The 24,258-nt window shown below is 36.8% G+C and carries 24 protein-coding genes and 3 pseudogenes; 15 read left to right on the top strand and 12 right to left on the bottom strand.

Annotated elements, in window-relative coordinates; genetic code table 11:
- Positions 1-251: 251 nt before the first annotated feature.
- The 3 genes and pseudogenes from pspC to pspA all read right to left on the bottom strand — a co-directional run bounded on the left by pspC (position 252) and on the right by pspA (position 1,544).
- Positions 252-611: an envelope stress response membrane protein PspC gene (pspC, locus tag V3224_RS03855; protein ID WP_334468636.1), complete on the bottom strand. Its 360-nt coding sequence runs from the start codon at positions 609-611 to the stop codon at positions 252-254.
- Positions 611-838, bottom strand: a pseudogene (pspB, locus tag V3224_RS03850) (envelope stress response membrane protein PspB). The gene pspC and the pseudogene pspB overlap by 1 nt, the downstream one beginning before the upstream one ends.
- A gap of 40 nt (positions 839-878) precedes the next feature.
- Positions 879-1,544 (bottom strand): phage shock protein PspA, encoded by a 666-nt coding sequence (gene pspA / locus V3224_RS03845; RefSeq protein ID WP_334468634.1) that lies wholly within the window; start codon positions 1,542-1,544, stop codon positions 879-881.
- Positions 1,545-1,746: 202 nt separating this feature from the next.
- Between pspA and V3224_RS03840 the strand changes: the two are divergent.
- From V3224_RS03840 to fabI, 9 genes and pseudogenes are all read left to right on the top strand, one after another.
- A pseudogene (locus V3224_RS03840) lies at positions 1,747-2,514 on the top strand (sigma 54-interacting transcriptional regulator); the annotation flags it as partial.
- A gap of 175 nt (positions 2,515-2,689) precedes the next feature.
- A complete protein-coding gene (locus tag V3224_RS03835) occupies positions 2,690-3,658 on the top strand; it encodes an IS110 family transposase (protein ID WP_032115191.1) in 969 nt (322 codons plus the stop codon).
- Between the two features lie 70 nt (positions 3,659-3,728).
- A pseudogene (locus V3224_RS03830) lies at positions 3,729-3,914 on the top strand (helix-turn-helix domain-containing protein); the annotation flags it as partial.
- Positions 3,915-4,154: 240 nt separating this feature from the next.
- Positions 4,155-5,825 (top strand): ABC transporter substrate-binding protein SapA, encoded by a 1,671-nt coding sequence (gene sapA / locus V3224_RS03825; protein ID WP_334468633.1) that lies wholly within the window; start codon positions 4,155-4,157, stop codon positions 5,823-5,825.
- The gene (gene sapB / locus V3224_RS03820; RefSeq protein ID WP_334468632.1) at positions 5,822-6,787 is read left to right on the top strand and encodes a putrescine export ABC transporter permease SapB; all 966 of its coding nucleotides are present in this window, start codon (positions 5,822-5,824) and stop codon (positions 6,785-6,787) included. Before sapA ends, sapB begins: the two co-directional genes overlap by 4 nt.
- Positions 6,774-7,664, top strand: a complete 891-nt coding sequence (sapC, locus tag V3224_RS03815; protein ID WP_334468630.1) for a putrescine export ABC transporter permease SapC — start codon at positions 6,774-6,776, stop codon at positions 7,662-7,664. The genes sapB and sapC overlap by 14 nt, the downstream gene beginning before the upstream one ends.
- The gene (sapD, locus tag V3224_RS03810) at positions 7,664-8,659 is read left to right on the top strand and encodes a putrescine export ABC transporter ATP-binding protein SapD (protein ID WP_334468628.1); all 996 of its coding nucleotides are present in this window, start codon (positions 7,664-7,666) and stop codon (positions 8,657-8,659) included. The genes sapC and sapD overlap by 1 nt, the downstream gene beginning before the upstream one ends.
- Entirely contained in the window at positions 8,656-9,465 is an 810-nt protein-coding gene (sapF, locus tag V3224_RS03805) for a putrescine export ABC transporter ATP-binding protein SapF (protein ID WP_334468626.1), read from the top strand. The genes sapD and sapF overlap by 4 nt, the downstream gene beginning before the upstream one ends.
- Before the next feature lie 173 nt (positions 9,466-9,638).
- On the top strand, positions 9,639-10,430 hold the full coding sequence (gene fabI / locus V3224_RS03800; RefSeq protein ID WP_334468625.1) for an enoyl-ACP reductase FabI: 792 nt from the start codon (positions 9,639-9,641) through the stop codon (positions 10,428-10,430).
- 79 nt (positions 10,431-10,509) lie between these two features.
- On the opposite strand, the gene V3224_RS03795 is transcribed toward fabI, so the two are convergent.
- Complete coding sequence (locus V3224_RS03795; protein ID WP_334468623.1) at positions 10,510-11,568, bottom strand: hypothetical protein; 1,059 nt, start codon at positions 11,566-11,568, stop codon at positions 10,510-10,512.
- Positions 11,569-12,096: 528 nt separating this feature from the next.
- The gene (locus tag V3224_RS03790; RefSeq protein ID WP_334468621.1) at positions 12,097-13,464 is read right to left on the bottom strand and encodes a hypothetical protein; all 1,368 of its coding nucleotides are present in this window, start codon (positions 13,462-13,464) and stop codon (positions 12,097-12,099) included.
- 360 nt (positions 13,465-13,824) lie between these two features.
- Between V3224_RS03790 and V3224_RS03785 the strand changes: the two genes are divergently transcribed.
- Both V3224_RS03785 and gstA read left to right on the top strand, forming a co-directional pair.
- On the top strand, positions 13,825-14,019 hold the full coding sequence (locus tag V3224_RS03785) for a YegP family protein (protein WP_334468619.1): 195 nt from the start codon (positions 13,825-13,827) through the stop codon (positions 14,017-14,019).
- 167 nt (positions 14,020-14,186) lie between these two features.
- Positions 14,187-14,741: a glutathione transferase GstA gene (gene gstA / locus V3224_RS03780; protein ID WP_334468618.1), complete on the top strand. Its 555-nt coding sequence runs from the start codon at positions 14,187-14,189 to the stop codon at positions 14,739-14,741.
- A gap of 127 nt (positions 14,742-14,868) precedes the next feature.
- On the opposite strand, the gene pdxY is transcribed toward gstA, so the two are convergent.
- The 4 genes from pdxY to anmK form a co-directional block, all read right to left on the bottom strand.
- A complete protein-coding gene (pdxY, locus tag V3224_RS03775) occupies positions 14,869-15,732 on the bottom strand; it encodes a pyridoxal kinase PdxY (protein WP_334468617.1) in 864 nt (287 codons plus the stop codon).
- 163 nt (positions 15,733-15,895) lie between these two features.
- A complete protein-coding gene (gene tyrS, locus V3224_RS03770; RefSeq protein WP_334468766.1) occupies positions 15,896-17,170 on the bottom strand; it encodes a tyrosine--tRNA ligase in 1,275 nt (424 codons plus the stop codon).
- 114 nt (positions 17,171-17,284) lie between these two features.
- Positions 17,285-17,938: a pyridoxamine 5'-phosphate oxidase gene (gene pdxH / locus V3224_RS03765; protein WP_334468616.1), complete on the bottom strand. Its 654-nt coding sequence runs from the start codon at positions 17,936-17,938 to the stop codon at positions 17,285-17,287.
- Between the two features lie 35 nt (positions 17,939-17,973).
- A complete protein-coding gene (anmK, locus tag V3224_RS03760) occupies positions 17,974-19,086 on the bottom strand; it encodes an anhydro-N-acetylmuramic acid kinase (RefSeq protein ID WP_334468614.1) in 1,113 nt (370 codons plus the stop codon).
- A gap of 326 nt (positions 19,087-19,412) precedes the next feature.
- On the opposite strand from anmK, the gene V3224_RS03755 reads away from it, so the two are divergent.
- Positions 19,413-19,880 (top strand): glycine zipper 2TM domain-containing protein, encoded by a 468-nt coding sequence (locus tag V3224_RS03755; RefSeq protein WP_334468612.1) that lies wholly within the window; start codon positions 19,413-19,415, stop codon positions 19,878-19,880.
- Between the two features lie 98 nt (positions 19,881-19,978).
- Here V3224_RS03755 and slyA read toward each other — a convergent pair whose 3' ends face one another.
- Complete coding sequence (slyA, locus tag V3224_RS03750; RefSeq protein WP_026823660.1) at positions 19,979-20,413, bottom strand: transcriptional regulator SlyA; 435 nt, start codon at positions 20,411-20,413, stop codon at positions 19,979-19,981.
- A 905-nt stretch (positions 20,414-21,318) separates the two neighbouring features.
- Here slyA and gloA point away from each other — a divergent pair.
- Entirely contained in the window at positions 21,319-21,726 is a 408-nt protein-coding gene (gloA, locus tag V3224_RS03745; protein ID WP_334468605.1) for a lactoylglutathione lyase, read from the top strand.
- A 118-nt stretch (positions 21,727-21,844) separates the two neighbouring features.
- Positions 21,845-22,486, top strand: coding sequence for a ribonuclease T (rnt, locus tag V3224_RS03740; protein WP_032114934.1), 642 nt, complete (start codon positions 21,845-21,847; stop codon positions 22,484-22,486).
- Positions 22,487-22,558: 72 nt separating this feature from the next.
- On the opposite strand, the gene V3224_RS03735 is transcribed toward rnt, so the two are convergent.
- Entirely contained in the window at positions 22,559-22,906 is a 348-nt protein-coding gene (locus tag V3224_RS03735; protein ID WP_334468602.1) for a Grx4 family monothiol glutaredoxin, read from the bottom strand.
- Between the two features lie 243 nt (positions 22,907-23,149).
- Between V3224_RS03735 and V3224_RS29740 the strand changes: the two genes are divergently transcribed.
- Positions 23,150-23,239, top strand: a complete 90-nt coding sequence (locus V3224_RS29740; protein WP_442889808.1) for a hypothetical protein — start codon at positions 23,150-23,152, stop codon at positions 23,237-23,239.
- Here the strand turns inward: V3224_RS29740 and V3224_RS03730 are convergent.
- The gene (locus V3224_RS03730; protein ID WP_334468600.1) at positions 23,236-24,210 is read right to left on the bottom strand and encodes an IS701 family transposase; all 975 of its coding nucleotides are present in this window, start codon (positions 24,208-24,210) and stop codon (positions 23,236-23,238) included. The genes V3224_RS29740 and V3224_RS03730 overlap by 4 nt on opposite strands.
- Between the last annotated feature and the right edge of the window lie 48 nt (positions 24,211-24,258).

Here is a 24,258-nt window from a genome sequence, read left to right as displayed (position 1 = left end):
TGTATAACTATTAACTAAACCATCGCAAAGGTTTGCGGCTAGTATATTTTAACATTAGTCCAATTATTCCTGTTGGCGCGTAATGAATAACCATAATTATTGCTATTCTTGCCATTTTTCCGCTTAAAACCTTAATTTTTAGTCAGCTAATCAGCATATTATTCTGTTAATACATAGGATAATTATTTAATTGATAAGAAAAATGATTTTACGGTAGAGCATTATTCACTCTACCCTAATTTGATAATTAGTTACAATTTATTGATGCGACTATCAATACTGAAACTATCAGAAGTGATATAGCGCTCCATTTGGCGCAGTTTTTTTTCACCCGCTTTCAATTGCTGATCGATTTCATTCATTAACTTAGTCACTTTAACACTAACATCAGTTTCATCCTGATAACCTACCGGTGCCGGTTCGATAAAAAACCACATTAACAGATAAATAACGATGGTAATGGCAAAAAATCCCAAGAATAATGCCACAACCGCCAGTGCCCGTACTAAATTAACCGGTAAATCAAAGTAATGCGCCAACCCGGCACAAACACCCCCAATCATACGTTGATCAGTACGCCGATAAAGTTTTCGCGCGCCCATTTTTGCCATTATATTTGCCTCCAATTTGGATGCTCTGCATTCAGAATATCTTCCAGCGCTTTAATACGTTGCTGCATGCGTTGTGCTCGCTCGGCTAACTGCGTTAGTCGCTGGATCTCATTCTGCGTTAATTGACTATGGCTATTTACTTTTTTACCATAGTGGCACCATAATCAAATAGGCAGAATAAAGATAACAAAGATCAATAAAACTAACCCAATAAATATAGAGCCCATCACATTTCCTTATTAATCATTAATTTTGGCTACCAATAGATTACTCTTGCTTGTTCAGTTTAGCTTTCAACGCAGCCAATTGCTCACTGATTTCATCATCAGCTTTTAATTCAGCAAACTGTTGGTCTAAGGATTTTTGTTTACCTAAATGATAACTTTGCGCTTCACTTTCCATATGATCGATCCGCTGCTCAAACTGTTCAAACCGCACTAATGCTTCGTCCAATTTACCACTATCTAATTGACGACGCACATCACGACTGGATTGCGCGGCTTGATGCCTTAATACCATAGTTTGCTGCTTTGCCCGTGTTTCAGTCAGTTTTTGCTCTAATTCAGCAATCTCGTCTTTCATACGTACTAATGTTTCATTTACCATAATTAACTCACTTTTTAGTGTATCAATAATGGTAGCCACTTTTTGCTTTTCAATTAATGCCGCGCGAGCTAAATCCTCTTTATCTTTAACTAGCGCCAGTTCTGCTTTTTCTTGCCATTGTATAACTTGTTTTTCACCGCTAGCAATACGACGCTCTAATCCTTTCTGCTCAGCTAAAGTGCGTGCCGAGATTGAACGAGACTCAACTAACATATCTTCCATTTCTTGGATCATTAAACGGATCATTTTTTGTGGATCTTCTGCCTTATCAAGTAAAGAAGCAACATTTGCATTAATGATATCTGCGAAACGTGTGAAAATGCCCATCGATAAATTCCTTAATTAATATTGAATGATTGATTTGTCATTAAATTTTTTAACCTTAATTATTGATAAACAATATTCATGCCAATTTTACAAAAAAATATAACCATATGAAATAATTAAATTTTTATTTTGTTATCTTTTATTCCAATTTTCGTTATAATTTACAGATAATTAAAATGACCAATAAATGGCTAAAATGACCATGCAACTCTCAACAGATAATATTCTTGGTACTGCAGATAATTTCTTAGAAATACTGGAGCAAACTTCTGCACTTGCCAAACTGAGTAAACCGGTTTTAGTTACAGGTGAGCGAGGAACAGGCAAGGAGCTGATTGCTATCCGTCTTCATTACCTTTCACCACGTTGGCAAGAACCATTTGTTTCCCTTAATTGCAGTGCACTGAATGAAAATTTATTAGATTCCGAATTATTTGGTCATGAAGCAGGCGCATTTACTGGAGCACAAAAAAGACATTTAGGCCGATTTGAACGGGCAGATCGAGGCACACTTTTCCTTGACGAGTTGGCAACCGCCCCCATGATTGTACAAGAAAAATTATTACTGGTGATCGAATATGGCCAACTAGAACGTGTTGGTGGTAGTCAAAGCCTTAAAGTCAATGTTAGGCTTATTTGCGCAACCAACGCTAATCTACCCCAATTAGCTAATAAAGGCTTGTTTCGTGCCGATCTACTTGACCGTCTAGCCTTTGATGTCATCCACATTCCGCCCTTACGTGAGCGATTAGCCGATATTATGTTACTAGCTGAACATTTCGCAATTAATATGTGCCGTGAGCTCAATCTCTCTTTTTTCCCTGGATTTACTGTTAAAGCACAAAAAAACCTGTCAGCTTATCCCTGGCCGGGTACGGGTAATGTACGTGAATTAAAGAATGTTATTGAGCGTTCCGTCTATCGTCATGGCGATAGAGCTGAACCATTAGATTTGATTGTCTTCAATCCCTTGTATCTTGAAATTTGGTTATAATAATAGCGATTAGATTTGGCAAGGTGTATGTAATCCGATTGTCCCTGGGGTTTATAGCCCGTAGCAAAGCGAATGATGCATACACTTAGCCACTCATCTGAAACCCGAACAGTTGTCCGTAATTCATAACGTATTTGCAAGGATGGGTAATATGAGTCAGCTAAATCCAATTTGTGTAGGAATTGATGTTTCTAAAGCTTCATTGGATATTGCAGGCACCAATAACATTGAGCAGTTCAGAGTCAGCAATAACCCTGACGGGTTCGATACCATCATTTATCAACTGAAAAAGAACAACATAGCCTTGATTCTGATGGAAGCTACAGGTGGTCTCGAGGCAGCGATTGCATGCGCTCTTCAGGCTGAAGGTTTTGATGTTGCCGTTATCAATCCCAGGCAAGCCAGAGACTTTGCTCGATCCATGGGCTATCTGGCAAAGACTGATAGAATAGATGCCAGAGTTTTAGCTCAGATGGCTGATGTCATTAACCGCCATCCTGAGCGGTCACGTTTTATCCAGGCTATTCCTGATGCAGAGCGTCAGATTCTTGCTGCTATGGTGGTGCGCAGACGGCAGCTGATTGCAATGCTTGTAGCTGAAAGAAACCGGATGCATCCATCTCACCCGCAAAACAGAAAAAGCATCAGTAACATCATCAATGCACTAGAAAATGAACTTAAACGGATTGACGAGGATATGCATAAGCATATTACGGATCATTTCAACGAGCTTGCAGAGCGGCTAAGTACTATCAAAGGCATTGGTATGATGACTGCTGCTACATTGCTGGCAGAAGTCCCTGAGTTAGGGAAACTCTCGCGCAGGGAGATCAGTGCACTGGTTGGGGTAGCTCCTGTTAATAGAGACTCGGGAACCATGCGTGGCCGACGAACCATTTTTGGCGGTCGGGCCGGAGTTCGAACCTCTTTGTACATGGCTGCACTGGTTGCAACTCGTTTCAATCCGGTGATAAAAGCATTTTACACACGGCTGGTTGCAGCAGGAAAAGCCAAAAAAGTGGCGCTGGTTGCCTGTATGCGCAAACTGCTGACTATCCTGAATGCGATTCTCAGAAAGAACCAAGAATGGGATGAGTCGTATCATAACGTTGCTCCATAAATATACTGTTCAAGACAGTTGCTTTGCTAATGAGTCAATGATGTCGGTGGTAAGAAAAGAAAACGATGAGCTACCTCAACTTCCCATTGATTTGAAACAATGGCAGCAGGTGGCAGAAAAAAATTTGCTCGAACAGGCATTACAAATAAGCCAGTTTAATCAGCGCTTGGCCGCTTCACAATTAAAATTAACTTATCACCAATTAAGGGGACTACTGAAAAAACATAATTTGCCAGAGAATCAAAATAACAAATAAGAATTAGTAATCGAGAAAGTGGCCATCCGATGCTGGTAAGAAAATTAAACCACTGGCAACAATCTAAGCAATATCGTGTCAGCAATACATTAAAGTTACTATAATTATCAATAACGTTAGCAAAGCAGTTGGTTGACAATTTTTATCAACAAATTACTGATAATTTTATCAACTCTATTTTGTTGCATAACAGGAGTTAAGCTACAATAAAGCCATTCGCACTTAATAATAGGTTTTTATATGCGGTACCTAATTTTATGGATTATTTTAATAAATGTAGGGACAATAAATGCATTAGCAGATACCCTTCCACCTCAAATTCGTCAAAACAGTTTTATCTATTGTGTTAATGGCATTGCCACTACATTTAATCGGCAAATTGCCAGCACCGGGTTGATTATTGATCCACTAGCCGCTCAACTTTATGATCGATTATTAGAAGTTAATCCATTTACTTACAAATTAAATTCCGAACTTGCCTCGCACTGGAAATCATTTGATAAAGGAGCAACTTATCGATTTTATTTAAAACGTAATATTCCATTTCAAACAACAGATTGGTTCACACCGACACGAACGCTCAATGCCGATGACGTTGTGTTTAGTTTTTCCCGTATGTTTGATAAAAATCATCCTTATCACTATGTTGGGGGAGGCAATTATCCTTATTTCGATAGCCTGCAATTAGCTAACAATATCCGTAGTATTCGTAAAATTGATAATTATACTGTTGAATTTAAATTATATACCCCCGATGCATCATTTCTCTGGCATCTTGCAACTCGCTATGCACCAATACTTTCACAAGAATATGCGCAATATCTCAACAAAATTAATCATAAAGAATTTATTGATTGGCAACCTGTTGGCACTGGTCCTTTCATGTTGGTAGGCAATCAAACCGGTCAATTTATCAAGCTAAATCGGCATAATAACTACTGGAAAGGCAAACCTTTAATGCAGCAAGTGGTGATTGATCTGGGTGCCGGCGGTACAGGACGCATATCTAAATTATTAACCGGTGAATGCGATGTCTTAGCCTATCCAGCTGCTAGTCAATTAAAGGTGCTACGTGAAGATGCCCGTTTGCGGCTATCGATGCGAGCCGGCATGAATATCGCCTATCTGATTTTTAACACTAGCAAACCACCGCTTGATCAATTAAAGGTTAGACAAGCCATAGCGTATTCAATTAATAATGAAAGATTAATGCAATCTATCTATTATGGCACCGCTGAAACAGCAACTTCTGTTCTACCTAGAGCTTCATGGGCTTATGATAATCAAATTAAAGTGACAGATTATAATCCTGAAAAAGCCAAAGAAATGCTAGAAGAGCTCGGTTTGTCCGGTATGAAATTAGATATTTGGGTTCCCGTTATTTCTCAATCCTATAATCCGAGCCCGTTAAAAACTGCCGAACTTATCCAGGCAGACTTAGCAAAAGTAGGCATTAAGATGAATATTCATCCGGTAGAAGGCAATTTATTAGAAAATAAGCTGAGCGATCGTAACTATGACATGATTCTTGACGGTTGGTCGACGGATAGTAATGATCCTGATAGTTTTTTCCGCCCTCTACTTAGTTGCGCTGCTAAGGAATCACATACTAATTTGAGTAAATGGTGTAATCCTTACTTTGATGAACTTTTACGTAAGGCGCTAGTAAGCCAAAGTATTTCATCTCGCATTAATTATTACCACCAAGCGCAATCATTACTAGCAAAAGAATTACCTGTATTACCGCTAGCTTATTCATTACATTTACAGGCTTATCGCTATGATATCAAAGGGCTAGTTATTAGCGCCTTTGGTAACTCCTCTTTTGCCGGGGTTTATCGTGATGGGTCGATAAAAACCCCACTACCGGCTGACTCCTATTTTAATGACGAAGAAGGAGCAGCGTGGTGATTATTTACGTATTAATGCGGTTATTACTTTTAATTATTACTTTATTTTTACTAACGCTGGTTAGTTTTAGTTTGAACTATTTCACTGCTGATGCTCCATTAAGTGGACTATCATTATGGGATGCCTATATTTTTTATTTAACCGGCTTATTACATTGGAATTTTGGTTTTTCTAGTATTAATGGTCAACCGATTAGCAGTCAGCTGAATGCCACTTTTCCTGCCACTATGGAGTTGTGCTTTTTAGCGTTTATTTTAGCTTTAATAATCGGCATCCCTACCGGCATTATTGCGGGTGTCTGGCGCAATAAACCAATTGATTACATTATTAAAATTTTTACCCTAATCGGTTTTTCTATGCCAATTTTTGTGTTGGCTTTATTATTTATCCTGCTTTTTTCATTGAAATTAGGCTGGTTACCGGTCTCTGGCCGAATTAATTTACTGTATGATCTTGAACCTGTGACCGGTTTTGCCCTGCTCGATGTGTGGTTATCGAATTCAATCTATCGTAGCCAAATGTTTATTAATCTATTAGAGCATTTGATTTTACCCGTTACTACATTAGCTATTGCGCCAATTTCTGAAATGATACGGTTAATGAAAAATAGTACTGAAGCTGTTATGGGTGAAAATTATATTAAAGCAGCAGCAACCAGAGGACTCTCTCGCATTACCATTATCAAACGTCATGTCTTACACAATGCGCTGCCTCCTATTATTCCAAAACTTGGTTTGCAGTTTTCTACTATGATAACACTAGCGATGATCACTGAACTTGTATTTAATTGGCCAGGCTTAGGGCGTTGGCTAGTCACAGCCATTCGACAAAATGATTACTCAGCAATTTCTGCCGGCGTAATGATTATTGGTACTTTAGTTATTTTCGTTAATGTCATATCGGATATTTTAGGCGCTATGATGAACCCTTCTAAATATAAGGATGGGTATGTCTTCAGATAATTTTTATCGTGAACAAAAGATGCCATCCCCTATCCGGGTTGTCTGGCGATTTTTCTCTAATGATATTCTAGCAATGACTGGATTTTATGGTATTGCTTTTCTCCTGGTTTTGACTTTATTTGGCAGCTACTTAGCCCCCTATACCATTAACCAACAATTTTTGGGCTACCAGCTACTACCTCCATCCTGGTCGCATTATGGTAATGTGGCATTTTTTTTGGGTACTGATGATCTTGGTCGTGATATTTTAAGTCGATTACTTATCGGTACAGCATCTACCTTTGGCTCTGCACTTATGATCACCATTAGCACAACGCTGGTCGGATTAATATTAGGTTGTTTAGCCGGCATTACCCATGGGTTAAAATCAGCTATTTTAAATCATGTGTTAGATACGCTGTTATCAATTCCCTCGCTACTCCTGGCGATTATTATTGTCGCTTTTGCCGGTTCAAGCCTTGAAAATGCGATGATAGCAATTTGGTTAGCCTTATTACCAAGAATTGTTAGAACAATTTACAGCGCTGTTCGCGATGAATTAGATACCGAATATGTTCTTGCCGCTCGACTTGACGGTGCTTCAAACTTTTATATCCTTTGGTATACCGTATTACCCAATATCACACCTATCTTGGTAACAGAAATTACTCGCACTCTCTCTATGGCCATTCTGGATATGGCTGCGTTAGGCTTTCTTGATTTAGGCGCCAGATTACCGACTGCTGAATGGGGCACTATGCTCGGTGATAGTTTAGAATTGATTTATGTAGCACCATGGACAGTTTTTCTTCCTGGTGCAGCCATTATGATCAGCGTTTTATTTGTTAACTTACTCGGTGATGGCTTACATCGCGCCATTAATGCTGGGGTGGAATAATGCCATTATTAGATATCCGTAACCTCACTATTGAATTTATGACCGCCAAAGGGCCAGTGAAAGCCGTCGATAATGTTTCTTTACAGCTAAATGAAGGCGAAATTCGTGGCTTATCGGGCGAGTCCGGTTCAGGTAAAAGTTTGATTGCTAAGGCTATTTGTGGCGTTACTAAAGATAACTTAAAAGTGACTGCCGATCGTTTTTATTTTCTTGATATTGATCTGTTAAAGCTCACCGCACGCCAACGACGTAGAGTGATAGGGCATAATATTTCGATGATTTTTCAAGAACCCCAGTCTTGCTTAGATCCAGCTGAAAATATTGGTAAACAACTTATCCAATCAATACCGCAATGGACTTTTAAAGGTCGTTGGTGGCACCGATTTAGTTGGCGTAGGCGACGCGCAATTGAATTACTCCATCGAGTCGGAATTAAAGATCACGATGATATAATGTACAGCTATCCTTATGAACTTACTGAAGGTGAATGTCAGAAAGTGATGATAGCCATTGCGCTAGCAAATCAACCACGATTACTGATTGCCGATGAACCCACCAATGCAATGGAATCGACAACTCAAGCACAAATATTTCGCCTGCTTGATAGATTAAACCAAAACAATAACATGACAATTTTACTAATTAGTCATGATATGCAAATGATGAGCAAACTCGTTGATCGGATTAGCGTACTCTATTGTGGCCAAACCGTTGAAAGTGCAACACCTGAAGAGTTATTGGTCCGGCCCCATCATCCTTATACACAAGCATTAATCCGTGCTGTACCGGATTTTGGTAGCCCACTTCCGCATAAAAGTCGGCTAAATACCCTACCTGGGGCGATCCCTTCTTTAGAGCATCTACCAATCGGTTGCCGTCTTGGCCCTCGTTGTCCCTATGCACAAAAAACGTGCATTATCACGCCGCCGCTACGCAGCATAAAAAATCGGGCTTTTGCATGTCATTTTCCTCTTAATATGGAGGAAACATCATGACAACACCGTTACTGGCAATCAAAAATCTGACTAAAACCTTTCGTTATCGCACCGGGTTATTTCAAACTCAATTATTAGAAGCAGTAAAACCGTTAAGTTTTACCTTAAGAGCTGGTGAAACCTTGGCTATTATTGGTGCTAACGGTTCAGGTAAATCAACCCTGGCACGCATGTTATCGGGTGTTATTGAACCTAGTAGTGGTGAAATCTTTATTAATGGTCATCAACTTAACTCTGGCGATTATAGTTATCGCAGTCAACGCATCCGCATGATATTTCAGGATCCAAGTACTTCGTTAACCCCCAGGCAGCGTATTGGGCAAATCCTTGAGATCCCTTTAATTCTAAATACTTCACTTTCCGTTCATGAACGGGAAGAACGTATAGAACAGACTCTTCGCCAAGTTGGGCTATTACCGGATCACGCAGGCTATTATCCGCATATGTTAGCAGCGGGCCAAAAACAGGGAGTAGCGCTGGCAAGAGCTTTGATCCTGCAGCCAGAGATTATTATTGCCGATGAAGCACTGGCGTCATTAGATATGACTATGCGTTCTCAAATCATCAATTTAATGCTTGAATTACAAGAAAAACAAGGTATTTCCTATATTTATGTTACTCAACATCTAGGTATGATGAAACATATCAGCGATAAAGTGTTGGTAATGGATAATGGTGTTGTCGTCGAAAGAGGTAATACCGCCGAAGTACTTGCTTCACCTTTACATGAAGTGACCCGACGCTTAATTGCCAGCCATTTTGGTGAACTTTTATCTGCCGATGCCTGGCGGCAAGATGTTAGCTAATATAAAGGCAGCAAAAACTGCTCGGATCAGCGAGGTAATACAACATATTTTATTCTGTCATGATAAACTCTCTCCCGTTTATCAAAAAAATAATGCATAAATACCATCTACAATAGATAATTTATGCTGTGTATATTATTGTTATTATTTAAAAATTTACAAGGATACGGCTTATGGGCTTTATGAGCGGCAAGCGCATTCTGATCACCGGTTTAGCTAGTAAACTATCTATTTCTCACGGTATTGCACAAGCAATGCACCAACAAGGGGCTGAACTGGCCTTCAGTTATCAAGGTGATAAACTGAAATCTCGCGTAGAAGAGATGGCAAACAGCTTTGGCTCTAGTATTGTTTTGCCATGTGATGTTGCTTCGGATGAAAGTATCACTACCTTATTTGCCGAGCTGGCGAAAGTATGGCCCAAATTTGATGGTTTTGTCCATTCAATTGCCTATGCTCCAGCAGATCAACTTGATGGTGATTATGTCGATGCAGTGACACGCGAGGGCTTCCGGATTGCCCACGATATTAGTTCCTATAGCTTTGTTGCGTTAGCAAAAGCTTGTCGAAGTATGTTAAATCCTCATTCTGCCCTGGTTACCCTAAGTTATTTGGGCGCTGAGCGTGCGATCCCTAACTATAATATTATGGGATTAGCAAAAGCTTCCCTTGAAGCAAATGTTCGTTATATGGCTAACGCAATGGGGCCTGAAGCTATTCGCGTTAATGGCATTTCAGCCGGTCCAATCCGCACATTAGCAGCATCGGGCATAAAAGATTTTCGTAAAATGCTATCACATTGTGAATCAGTAACCCCCATTCGCCGTACGGTAACAACGGAAGATGTTGGCAATTGTGCTGCTTTCCTTTGTTCTAATTTATCAGCGGGCGTGACAGGTGAAATTTTACACGTTGACGGTGGTTTCAGTATTGCTGCTATGAACGAACTAGAGTTAAAAGCTTAGTACAATAATCAGCCCGCCAAATCTATTGATTGATAATGATACAATTTAACGGCGGGCTTACTGTTATAAGCAAGACAAATTAATGATACTGAATAAGATAATTTGCCATCAAATCGGTAATTATCCCTCTTTGATCGTTATAACTAATAAAATTTTCAGGCGTTATATCGATGATCCTAGGTAACATTGATGTCACAATACTCGATTTTGTTAAGCCTTGAATACCCTGATTACTGTCAACCAAACGCAACGCTTCTGCCATTGAAGCAAAACAAGCTTGCAGATTATTTTGTGTTTGTTCTGAGCCGCTAGCATTAATTTTTTCCTTGATTAAACTATCAAAGTCCTCTTGCGCCAGGACCTTGTCTAATTGTTGCAATGCTTCTGGATTACTGTTATCGATTGACAAAATATTTTTTAATTCATGCATATCAACGTTGGGGAAAAATTCACCTAAAAAGGTTTTTACCATCCATGATAAAGAAATAGGTTCAGATTGAAGTGCTTCGTTGCTAAATGCCTTAATCAATTTGCTATTATCATCTTTATTGTATATTGCTTTATTCGGCTCTCCTCTAAAAATACCCTCAACATTTTTGTCCGCTATAAATTGATTTAACTTGTCACAAATTCCTGCGATATTAGCATGCATTGCTTGTTCTACTGCTATACGCTCTTTAGCAACTTGACCTGCTTCTATTTTGTTCTGCTCGACATTATCGCTGGCTGAGGACATTTTTCTCTGCCAAAAACTGGGATTACTCAATCTGAGTAAACCATCGTACAACATATTAAAGCCAGTTTTCTGCGGTTTTTCATTTAAAATAGCACTTTCTGATTTTACTGTAGTTGATTGCGCTGACTCAGGCGATTTTTTGCCAGTTAACGTCATTCCTTCTGATGATATTGAACTCACTCTACGCAATTCAACGGGAAATTTTTGCGGTTGAGATGAATAACTGAATGAATCATTTGATTTCCAGTCAAATTCGCTGGAACTATTTTTTACGCCAATCAAACTATTCACCAAACTAATTGTTAAATCTTTAAAATTATTAAAGCTGTTTTGAATGCTTGATAACAGCGAAGTGGTCGATGCTTCAGTATTATTGGTGTTGGAAAAACTATCTAAACGCATGTTAACTCCATTATTTATTTTATATATTTGCCTCAACAAGGGTAAATATAATTAAATAACACCAATACCAAATTTAGCTTTTCTATTATTTACAAAATAAACATCTGACTTTTTATAAACAGTAAATATATTATCTGCAGATAAATAACTATTTATAAAATAAATTTATTTAATTATGTAAATACTCAATATAATTAAGATAACCTTATAAATTGTATTATATTAAATATGTTGTTTAATACAAATTATAATGTTAATGTTTGGTTAATGTTTTTGTGCTGTAGAGGAGCAAAGAAATTATACTTTGAAAGGAATAGCAATAATGTCATGATTAATAAGAAAACTGAATTTTAGTATAGATACTTATATTAAACCACTACTAAACATCGTTTGCTAAATAATAATTTTTATTAACAATATTATTTTTAGTAGCGGTCTACTAATTATAAATATCTTATCTATTAATTAAAAAATTTGCTACTAGATTAGAAATTTCTTCTTTATTTTCTTCAATATAACGTGCATAATTCAGGAGTTCATTGTTGTGATTTTTTTAGCCGCATTTAGTTTATTAGCATATTCATTATTATATGATTCTTTGGCAACAAATCCTTCAGAATGAAGTTCTTTAGTAATAAATTCTTCAATAACGAATTCTTCAGGTTGTTTTACCAAACCAGTTAACATTGAGCCAACAATATTAACCGAACTAAATTGATTATTTTTTTCACCCTTAGCTTCCGACTCTTTACCTAATTTTAATACATTTGCTATAGTGGTAAAACACTCTTTTAAATTATTTTTTGTTTTATCACAATTTATTTGATCAATCTTTTCCTCAATTAAACAATTTAATTTATCTTGATTTTTCTCTTGCTTTATAATTATATCAAATTCTTCAATAGTGATTTTAGGCATATTTTCATTTATATATAATTTTACCATCCATGCCAATGCAATAGGATTAGAATAACAGTCATCATTATTGAATACCTTTATTAATTTTTCAGGATCATCTTTTTTATAGATTGAATTATTTGGCATCTGTCCAAAAATACCATCAACTTCTTTTTCGGCGATGGATTTATTTAACGCATGACAAATTCCATCTATATTAATCTGCATGGCACGAGCAACCAACTCAGCTGGCGGCACTATCTTTGGTTCATTTTTCGTACCAAACAAAGCATTCCATATAGAGCTGGTAAGACGAGCAATAAAAGATTTTGGCGGCGCAAAAGTTTGTTCTGCCAATCGCGTTATTTTATTTCGCTGCTCGTCAGTCGTAAAATTATCGGGAATTGTATCATAAATATGCTCTTCATTTTTATCAACCGCATCATGGTAAATTTCGTTATCCATTTGTTCTGCTTCTCCCGTAGTACAATTGGAGAATTCTTCATAGATATGTTCCTCTTGTCCTACAATAGCATATCCTTCTGCATCATAGTAAACGTCATTACTAGTATGTTGTTGTTTTTCAACACTATCATAAGGAGCTGCATAAGTAGGCTCCACTTTTATACCATCATTTTGATTAGTAAACTTTACTATATCATTACCAGCATAATGAAGTTGGTTATTAGCGGCTGTTAAATTAGCTAAATTATTTTTCTCTAATGGATTGTTTGCATTTTTTGCAGCAATAAACACATTCTGTAAATGCTCTGTTATAAAGGCAGAAAATTCAGGCTTAGTTAAAGCTGCATCTTTTTCGCTAGTTAATTTACAATTATCAGATTTTACATTATTTGCAATATTTTGATGGCTGTTTTTAATACCCAAAATATTTTTGCAAACATGAGCTGGATTAATAGCCATGGCATCCATATTGGAATTTAGTGCTGTAAATTTAATTAACTGAACTGGTGTAATATTATTTTTATAAAAAGTCATTTTTTTTCCTTATTATTTTAGATAATTCCCAATAACCATTATAAAATTAGCTAGTAAAAATAAATATCAAATTACGTTCAAATACTAATAATCCAAACCATATTTATATAAGAACCAGTTATATTTGATCAGCCATTAAATAACATAATAAATATTTCCATGTTATATAAAAAAATAAATATAGTTTTTATTTAAATAATATATGACATTAATTTAATCTAACTGCCTATAAATTTGACAAATTTTCAAATTACTTCCATATTTAGAGATGGTTAAATTAATATACTCTAGGGTGTTAAGGTTATTAAAATGTCATCCATATTCAATAAGTTATTAGCATTCTTTTCAATAGGAGCACGCATGGGTTACTATGAAATCAAAAAAAGTAGTAAAAGTACTGAGCAACCATACTACTTTGTGTTAAAAACCGCTAATCATGAAGTTATTGCCACTAGTGAGATGTATAAAACCAAAGCCGCAGTACAAAAAGGGATTGCCTCGGTGCAAAAAAATGGTCCAACCAAACAAGTGAAGGATCTTACCAGCGAAAGCTAAGCTATTCATTATTCTTCTAAAAGCTGCAGCTATTGGCAGCTTTTCCTTTTACCTGCTCTCTCTTGCTATCTTTAGCCTGACTAAAAATAAATCCATAAAATCTTTAGCAACTGCTATGCTGTTACTTTAACCGCAATAAACCCGATCAAATCCAAAGGAAGGTCACCATGAAACTCTACTATTCTGCCGGCGCTTGTTCACTTGCCCCGCATATTGTATTAAGAGAAACCGGCTTAGATTTTAGTATTGAACGGGTTGATCTAAAGAAAAAATGTACCGAGAAAGGAATTGATTTCTATACAATTAATCCTAAAGGCCAGGTACCGGTATTACAGTTAGATAACCATGATATTTTGACTGAAAATGCAGTTATTTTGCAATATATTGCCGATCAAGCCGCTGACTCAAATGATAAATTAATCGCGCCAATGGGCAGCTTGCAACGTTATCATCAGCTCGAATTGGTTAATTACATTGCAACAGAATTACATAAAGGTTTTAGTCCGCTATTTTCACCTTTAACACCGGATAATTACCGTGAGATTGTGATAAAATCCTTGATCACTAAATTTAGCTATATGGAAAATTTGTTGGTTAAGTGTAAATTTATCAGCGGTGAACACTTTACTATTGCTGATGCTTATTTATTTACTATTTATCGTTGGGCTACGGTAGTTAATATTGACCTCAGCCAATATCAACATCTAACACAGTATGTTTAAGAAAAAATTAACCAACGTAAAAGTGTACAGGAAGCATTAACTACTGAAGGTTTAATCTGATTTTAGCCTTGTTTGTTGCTCTTCAGCTTTGATTTAGCTTGAAGAGCAATGTCCTGCGATAAAATGCTTAATCAAGCTGTACCGCTTTAAAGTGATAAGCTGGATTTACCATTTTATCTTGCGCAGCAACCAGGTGTAATTCATATTTATACATTGCTTTCGTCTTTAACACCACTTCATAAACCGCTGCCGCTACATGCTCTAATGCACTAGATAACGATTTGCCGTTTAATAAATTGACCAACATTAAGCCGCTGGTGAGATCGCCAACCCCAACCGGCTGCTGTTTACCAAAATCAATAAGTGGCCGACTGATATGCCAGCAATGCGCTTTGGTCACTAATAGCATCTCAAAACAGTCGGCATGATAACCGGCACGACTGAGATGTTTTACTAAAACCGTTTGCGGGCCTTGTTGACACAATTCTCTCGCTGCTAATAGCGCTTGTTCAACATTAGTAATTGATTTTCCAACTAATGTTTCCAGCTCTAATAGGTTAGGCGCCATTATGTCGCAGATAGGTAAAGCTTCATGACATAAAAACTCAGCCACACCCGGGGCAACAATACAGCCTTTTTCAGCATGTCCCATTACTGGATCACAGAAATAGCAAGCAGCAGGGTTACTTATTTTTATCTGTTTAACAATATCAACAATCGCTTTACCTTGTTCGGCAGAACCAATATAACCCGTCAGAACCGCACCACAATGTTTTAATTGGTGGATCTTAGCAATTCCGTTAACAATATCTGTTAAATGTTCAGGGGGCATAACACTACCTGTCCATTGTGGATATTGTGTATGATTAGAAAATTGCACCGTATTCAAGGGCCAGACATCAATTCCCATCCGTTGCATGGGAAAAACCGTGGCACTATTACCCGCATGGCCAAAAACAACATGCGACTGAATTGATAGAACACTTTTCATATATCACTCATTTTATTTTTGATAATACTCGCTGTTACAAAACAAAGTCGTTACTTTCTAAACAAGCAATTAACACATTAGTAACTAATCTAATAAATACCAATAAGTTAATCGCTATGTTAGACAAAACTTATAGTGATTAAATTTACCCTACTATGCCCCATTATTGCCAATTAACTAAGCAGTAATGTTTTTTACCACGCCTGATCAAAGAATAACGGCCAAATAGACGATCTTCCGCAGTAAAAACATATTCAGTATCAATACATTTCTTACCATTAATTGCGACCGCATTTGAGCTTATCATCGTTCTTGCCTGACCACGTGACGGAACCAATTTCGCCTCGACTAATGCCTGCTGTAAATCTGCCCCTAAATTTAATTTGATCATAGGCATGCCATCTTGCGCCAACTGAGCAAAATCAGCTGCAGTTAATGCAGCAATCGTATCGGAAAATAAGCTTTCAGTGATCCGTTTGGCAGCCTGTAAGCCCTCATCGCCATGTACTAACTGGGTAACTTGCTCCGCTAATACATACTGTGCTCGTGGGGCTTTACCACTGTTTTGATCCTCACTTTGCAAGGCGTCAATTTCTTCAATTGGCATAAAGGTAAAAAACTTAAGAAAACGGTACACATCCGCATCAGCAGTATTAACCCAAAATTGATAAAACTTATATGGGCTGGTTTTTTGCGGATCTAACCAAACCGCCCCCGCTTCGGTCTTGCCAAATTTAGTTCCATCAGATTTAGTAATTAACGGCACCGTCAAACCAAAAACCTGTTTTTGATGTAAACGTCGAGTGAGATCAATGCCTGAAGTAATATTGCCCCATTGATCAGAGCCGCCTATCTGTAATTCAACATTATGTTGGTGACAAAGGTTGGCAAAATCATAAGACTGAAGCAAATTATAGGAGAACTCAGTAAAAGAGATGCCTGCATCATCGCGCTCAAGTCGTTGTTTAACAGCTTCTTTATTGATCATTTGATTAACAGAAAAATGTTTACCGATATCGCGCAAGAAGGTCAAGACATCCATTTGACCAAACCAATCATAATTATTAACTACATTGGCACTATTTTTACCACAATCAAAATCAAGAAATGGCGAAACCTGTTGACGAATTTTTTCTACCCATTGCTGCACTGTTTCATTGGTATTTAATTTACGCTCAGTGGCTTTAAAACTTGGATCGCCAATTAAACCTGTCGCCCCACCCACTAAAGCTACTGGTTGATGTCCCATTTGCTGGAAACGCTTTAAACATAGCAAAGGAACCAAATGCCCTAAGTGCAAGCTATCAGCGGTTGGATCAAATCCACAATAGAGCGCTACTGATCCCTGGGATAGTTTCTCTATTAATGCCTTTTCATCCGTCAGCTGAGCTATTAAACCCCGCTCTTGCAATTGTTCAATTAGGTTCTTGCTAACCATCAATAACTCCATCAATTTTTTTATTTCGTCGATTTTGTGGATAAATAATATAAATAAGCGCAATAGAATAAAACGCGAGTCAAATAAGTGCCAGTTAAAAATCATTTTTTCCGTTTATGGCGCCAAGCGATCAATTTGCCAATGGTCATGTTGCCATTGATACAAAAATCGATCATGTAGCCGTTTAGTGCCACCTTGCCAAAATTCAACACTGTTAAATCTGACGCGATAGCCGCCCCAAAAACTAGGTAAGGGAATTTCACCATTTTTAAATTTTTGTTTTAATTCAAAAAATTTATTTTCTAATAGACTTCTAGCCGAAATTTTTGCTGATTGTTGTGAAGCCCAGGCCGCTATTTGACTATCTTTTGGTCGACTGTGAAAATATTTTATTACCTCAAGTGGAGTGAGTTTTTCTGCCACACCCAAGAAGCAAACCTGACGCTCTAACTGATACCAGGGAAATAGTAAACTGACTTTATTGTTATGAGCGATATGTTGTGCCTTACGACTAGATAAATTAGTATAAAATATCAGTCCATTTTTATCATAATGTTTAAGTAATACAATGCGTTGGTATGGTTGTCCATCGCTGTCTACGGTTGCAACAGACATGGCTGTTGGATCGGCTAATTTTGCTTCATAAGCCTGCTTTAACCAACGCTCAAACAATACTAATGGCTGGTGGGTTAAATCCTTACGTCTTAAACCACCTTGGGTATATTCCCGTCTTAAACTAGCAATATCCAACTGAATTTTTTCTAACATTTTTTTGCCTCTGTCTTGTTACGATAGATATCATGTTATTCACTATTGGCCGGATAAATTGCGCCTAATACTGTTTCCTGGTTAGCGCCAGTAACAGAGGGTAAATTGCCTGGCAAACCCGATAAGGTACGAGCCGCTAGCCAAGCAAAAGCCAAAGCTTCGACATTATCTCCACTCAAACCATATTTATCTGTTGATGCCACCACAATATTGGTTAACAATTCGCTTAACCTTGCCATAAGATAGCTATTTTTAGCTCCTCCACCACAAACCAACAAACAATCCGCTTTGTCATAAAGCAAAACCTGATCAAAGATTGAACGGATGGTTAATTCTGCCAAAGGGGCCTGTATATCCTGGGCTGATAAATTTAAGTATGATGTCAGATATTTTTGTAACCAAGCATAATTGAAATATTCTCTACCCGTACTTTTGGGCGCTGGCCGCTTAAAATAGGGATCCGCTAGCATTTCAGCAAGCAGCGACTTATTAACCCGCTCTGAGCGCGCCCAATCGCCTTTATTATCATAAGGTTTATTTAAATGTTGATTGGCCCAGATATCCAACAGCATATTTCCAGGTCCGGTATCATAGCCTTTAATTATTGAATTCCCAAATAAAGTAGTGAGATTAGCGATGCCACCTATATTTAAAATAATACGATTTTGATCAGGATGACTAAGTACCTTGTGATGAAAAGCAGGTACTAAAGGTGCACCTTGCCCACCATACGCCATATCTCTACGACGAAAATCGCCTACTACGGTGATGTTAGTTAACGCAACAATTCTATTATTATCGCCTAATTGCAGAGTAAAAGGCCGTTGACCAGTAGGTTGGTGCCAAACTGTTTGCCCATGACACCCTATCGCGGTAATATCTGTGGCCGATAATAATTGCTGTTTTAATAGGTTATTGATCGCTTCACCATATAACGAGCCGAGCTGATAATCAATTTCACCTATTGTTGCTAAGGTGACCGCCTGACCTTGACATATAGACAAGACTTGATTTTTTAATTCAGTGGGAAAAGGAAAGGAAATCGCACCTAGCTGAATCACATTTTTGTCATCAATCTCTGCCAAAACAACATCAACCCCATCGAGACTGGTACCTGACATCACCCCTATATAGCGACCTGCTTTCATGTTTGACCTCTGATTATTTTATCTATACTTCGTTTTAGTCATTCAATATACTTATTGGCATAGTTTTTTACTTCAAATATTTAACTCATTGAAATAAAACAAAAAAGTAACAGTTTAAAAATATTTAAATTAAAAATAAATTAATTAAGCTGAATTTATTACTTTAAGAAAAAATTATTAATGTTTAGACTATATTTAGATTGTAGAAAGTAAATTAATTTTACTATTTGTCTGATTATCCAGTTCGTTTATATACAATAAATTATGATATTTGTGTATTCATGATTATTATTACACTGTAAATCAGATTTCCAAAAGGAGTAATCATGTTAAAGCAAGTTCTCGTCGGTATTTTTACAGTAACATCTTTATCGGGCTGTATAAATACAGGTAGTCTTTCTGGGGACACTTATACCGCATCTCAAGCTAAACAAGTACAAACTGTGAATTATGGTACCGTTACTCGCGTAACCCCGGTTAATATTCAAGCTGGTGGTGACGAAAACATCATAGGAGCACTGGGTGGTGCTGTTCTGGGTGGGTTATTGGGTAATACGGTTGGCGGGGGCACAGGAAAAACCCTTGCAACGGCAGCCGGTGCGATCGGCGGTGGTGTTGCCGGTCAAAATGTTCAAGGAGCACTTAACAAAACAAAAGGCGTTCAACTGGAAATCAGGTTGGATAATGGCCGAATTATCTCTGTGGTGCAAAAAGGTGATCCAAACAGCTTCCGTAATGGCCAGCGTGTATCTATTATAGGTAGTGGAAATAACATTACTGTTTCACCTCGTTAATTCAACTTAAATAGCATACGCGACTAGATTTAGATAATTAGCCGCGTATGCATTATATTATAATGCCATTTGTTCTTTTTTTATTACGCTATCATTTATTACGAATGATTATGTAACCGAATAATATTTTGCTCGAGTTTTAATATCAATGAATAAAGTGTATTTAATTCATCATGTGTAATACCTCCTAATATCTCCTTTCGGGTTTTTTCAATTACATCATCAACCTGTTTAATAAATGGCATCGATTCTTCTGTTAATTTAATTCTTTTTGCTCGTCTGTCGTTGACACAGGTGTGACGCGTGATCAATTTCTTTTCTTCTAATTGATCGAGAGTTCTAACTAGCGATGGTTGTTCAATACCTATTGCTTTAGCCAATTGAATTTGTGATTGATCAGGTGGTAACTGGCTAATGTTATATAAGGTTACCCAATGAGTTTGGGTGAGCTTTAATGGTTTCAGACGATGATCAATCAATGCCCGCCAGACTCGAACTAAACGCGCAAGATCAGTTCCTATTTTTGATTCCAATTGTTCCTCCTTAAAAATAGAATACCATCTACATCTATAATTATTAAATTGCCAATTAATATCCCAGAAACATATATCCATTTCTATTCACTAAGATATTAATATAGAAATAGGTAAATATTTATATTTATATTTATATTTATATTTATATTTATATTTAGCATAATAATATATAAACTTATATTTCATTATAAGTATATTAAGTTGACTTAATTAGTGTTCTAATCATTACCCACTTATTTACTATATAAAACAAAAGGCTATTAGTTAAATATCCTTATAAGAATAGCCTTCATCTAAATTCTATTCTATATGTTTTTATATTAATATTATTTTTAATTTGCAAAAAATAGACAATAAAAAAATAAAAATCATTATAAAACAAGTTATTATAAATATTCTTAAAAGCATTTATTCAGCTATACTTAGATACTAAGTCTATATTGATTTTTAATAAATTACCTGAAAGTTGAAAAAACTAATAAAACAACATTATATCTTAAATAAATAATACCAAATAAAATAAGCTAATAAGTCAACAAATAATTTAAAAATAAAAATTATAGCAAGGTAATAAATTAATACATCGACTATTAGCAATAATAAAAAAACAATTGTTATGCATTACTAATGCATAACTTGTAAATGAAAAATATCCGTTCAGTTTACAATATTATGATAACAAATAGCTTATAACAACATCAGCGATTAGTTATAATTGAATAGCTACTATAAAGTTAACTGAACGATATTTTCAAGCCGTCAACAGTTGACACTAAAGTAACGCAATCAATTATATTGTAAATTTTAATTAATAAACCAACTATATAAATTGAAATAATAGTCATGTTCACGTTATATTAATATCAGTAATGAATGGTTTTTAAACTTAAAAAGAGGCTTATATGCGCTTACTTCATACCATGTTACGGGTTGGCGATCTGCAACGCTCAATTCATTTTTATACTGAAATATTAGGTATGCGTCTATTACGCACAAGTGAAAATCCTACATACAAATACTCCCTCGCCTTCGTCGGCTTTGATGATGAAAGTAAAGGTGCCGTAATCGAATTAACCTATAATTGGGGTGTTGAGCATTACCAGATGGGTACCGCCTTTGGTCACATTGCATTAGGTGTTGATAACGTTGCAGATACCTGTAGTAGCATAAGACGAGCAGGCGGCAAGGTGACGCGCGAAGCAGGCCCCGTAAAAGGTAGCTCAACGATTATTGCATTTGTGGAAGATCCTGATGGCTATCAAATTGAATTGATTGAAAATAAAAATTCCAGTAATGCTTTAGGTAACTGACGCTTTTCGTCATTGATCGAGCATCTATCCATACATTTTCTATACTTAAGCCAATTTTATGCATTTTAGCCAAAATTTGGCATAATATCTTTATTCTCAAGTATAAAGTCTTAAGCAAATGTCTAATAAAAAAAATGGTGTTAACACGCTGGCAAAGCGTTTTCGAGGTTATTATCCTGTCGTTATCGATGTAGAAACTGGTGGGTTTAATGCACAACAAGATGCGCTATTAGAAGTTGCGGCTATGACGCTAAAAATGGATCAAGGGGGTTGGTTAGAGATTGATGAAAAACTCCATTTCCATGTTGAACCTTTTGCAGGAGCAAATATAGAAGCAACTGCACTGGCTTTCACTGGCATCGACCCAACTAATCCTTTACGTAACGCTGTCGATGAGTATACCGCTTTACATGCAATTTTTAAGATGGTTAGAAAAGGCATTAAAAATAATGATTGCAATCGGGCAATTATTGTTGCCCACAATGCCAACTTTGATCATAGTTTTATTATGGCTGCCGCTCAACGAGCAAATCTAAAACGTAATCCGTTCCACCCTTTTGCGACTTTCGATACCGCAACCCTCAGCGGGCTGGTTTTTGGTCAAACAATTTTAGCTAAAGCTTGTTATACCGCAGGGATCCCTTTTGATGGTAAACAGGCACATGGCGCTCTTTACGACACCGATAGAACGGCATTACTGTTTTGTGAAATCGTCAATAAATGGAAAAAATTAGGTGGCTGGCCATTAATAACCGATTAATGATCAAAGGCAGTGGTAACGCATAATTTTACTGCCTTCTAATTAACTATTTATTTTGTAAGGGTTATTTAGCTACTCACTGCCAGGCTGTTCTGAAGTGCGATACTTATCGGCAGTGGCGGTGATCAATTCCTGTAATTTACCCTGCTGATACATTTCAATAATGATATCGCAACCACCAATTAGCTCACCATCAACCCATAACTGAGGAAATGTTGGCCAGTTTGCATACTTAGGTAACTCACTACGAATATCAGGGTTTTGCAAAATATCTACATAAGCAAAACGTTCACCACAGGCAGAAAGAGCTTGAACCGCCTGGGCAGAGAAACCACAGCTTGGAAATTTAGGGGAGCCTTTCATGTATAAAAGAATTGGATTTTCTTTTACCTGGTGTTCAATTTTTTCTATTGTCGTCATTGTTACTTCCTTAAAAACTAAATCTATTATTTTGCACTACGCGAACATAACATTGATATAGAATACCATTTTCTATCAATACTTGATAACCATTTGCGGCTATCTTTATTATGTTCAATCGTATTTAATAAAAATTGATTAACATAATTATTAAGTTATCTATATAAAAAATGATAATTTCAATATGTTTATATTTTGTATTTTTCAACTGGTTGCGCGATACGAATAAAAAAGGAGTCTGTAATGTCTTTCCAATTACCACCATTACCTTATGCTAAAAATGCTTTAGAGCCCCATATTTCTCAAGAAACCACGAGTTTCGCACAAAACTAATTTGGGTACGCTAATAAAACACGGATTTGCTCAGTAATAGCACTTTTGATTACGTCCCAATTTTGTTGATAAAGGGTTATTTTTTCAGATATACGACGTTTATGTTGTTCAAACCACGCAGAAATAGCGAGAAAAATATGATTTCTTTGCGCTCGGCTCGTGCGAGCCTGACAGCGTTCAATACCACAGTTTTGTTTAACTTCTCGATGATAAACTTCAACAGACCAACGGGCATCCATGATAGATTGGACGTATTGACGGGTGGGATTCTCTTTGTTTGTTACTATGTAATCAATACGGCCGTTTTTGGCTGTAAATTTGAAAACGGTTACCCAACCATATCCTCGCAAGTGTATTGACGTTCCTTCTTCTGAGATGTCTAACTTGTTCAGTTGTTTGTTATGGTTAACAATCCTATTTTTCCTCAGCGTGTTTACCCAGATCCAACCATGAGAGCGAATTGATTTCAGGTTATCCAGGCTAGAATACCAAGCATCCATCACTACGGCTTCTGGCATGATCCCTCTTTTTTTAGCAAGAGTGAGCATTTCGGAAAAGTGCGTGTTTTTTGTTTTTCCATCAGAATCTTTATCATAAATACGATAATTGATAGGAATTGATTCAACCTTCGTCAGATCATGCCAAAGCAAATTAACTAAACCTATGCCAGCAATAACCTCATGTTCATTACCTGAATATTGATAATGGACCATCTCTATTTTTTTACTACGTGTTTTGGCAATCAATGTATCATAGGCAATTAGTACGCAAGGGCTTTTTTTGTCTATAGAAGGTTCAACTAATCGCCATAGGTCTTTAGGTCTAAAACATCTACTTTTTAGCCATCGGCTAACAGTGTCATGAGATAAAGGCGATGGGCTTACTTCTGATAACGCTAAACCAGAGTATCTTAAACTGCTTACTTGTAAGAATGTTTTATAGATATCTTTAATACATGGATAACCCGACAAAATATGAACACCCTGATTTTTTCTTGTTTTTAAATTTATACTTCTTTT

The sequence above is a fragment of the Arsenophonus sp. PmNCSU2021_1 genome, from assembly GCF_036919435.1.
GTDB classification, from domain to species: Bacteria; Pseudomonadota; Gammaproteobacteria; order Enterobacterales; family Enterobacteriaceae; genus Arsenophonus; species Arsenophonus nilaparvatae.
This window is presented reverse-complemented; position numbering and strand designations above follow the sequence as displayed.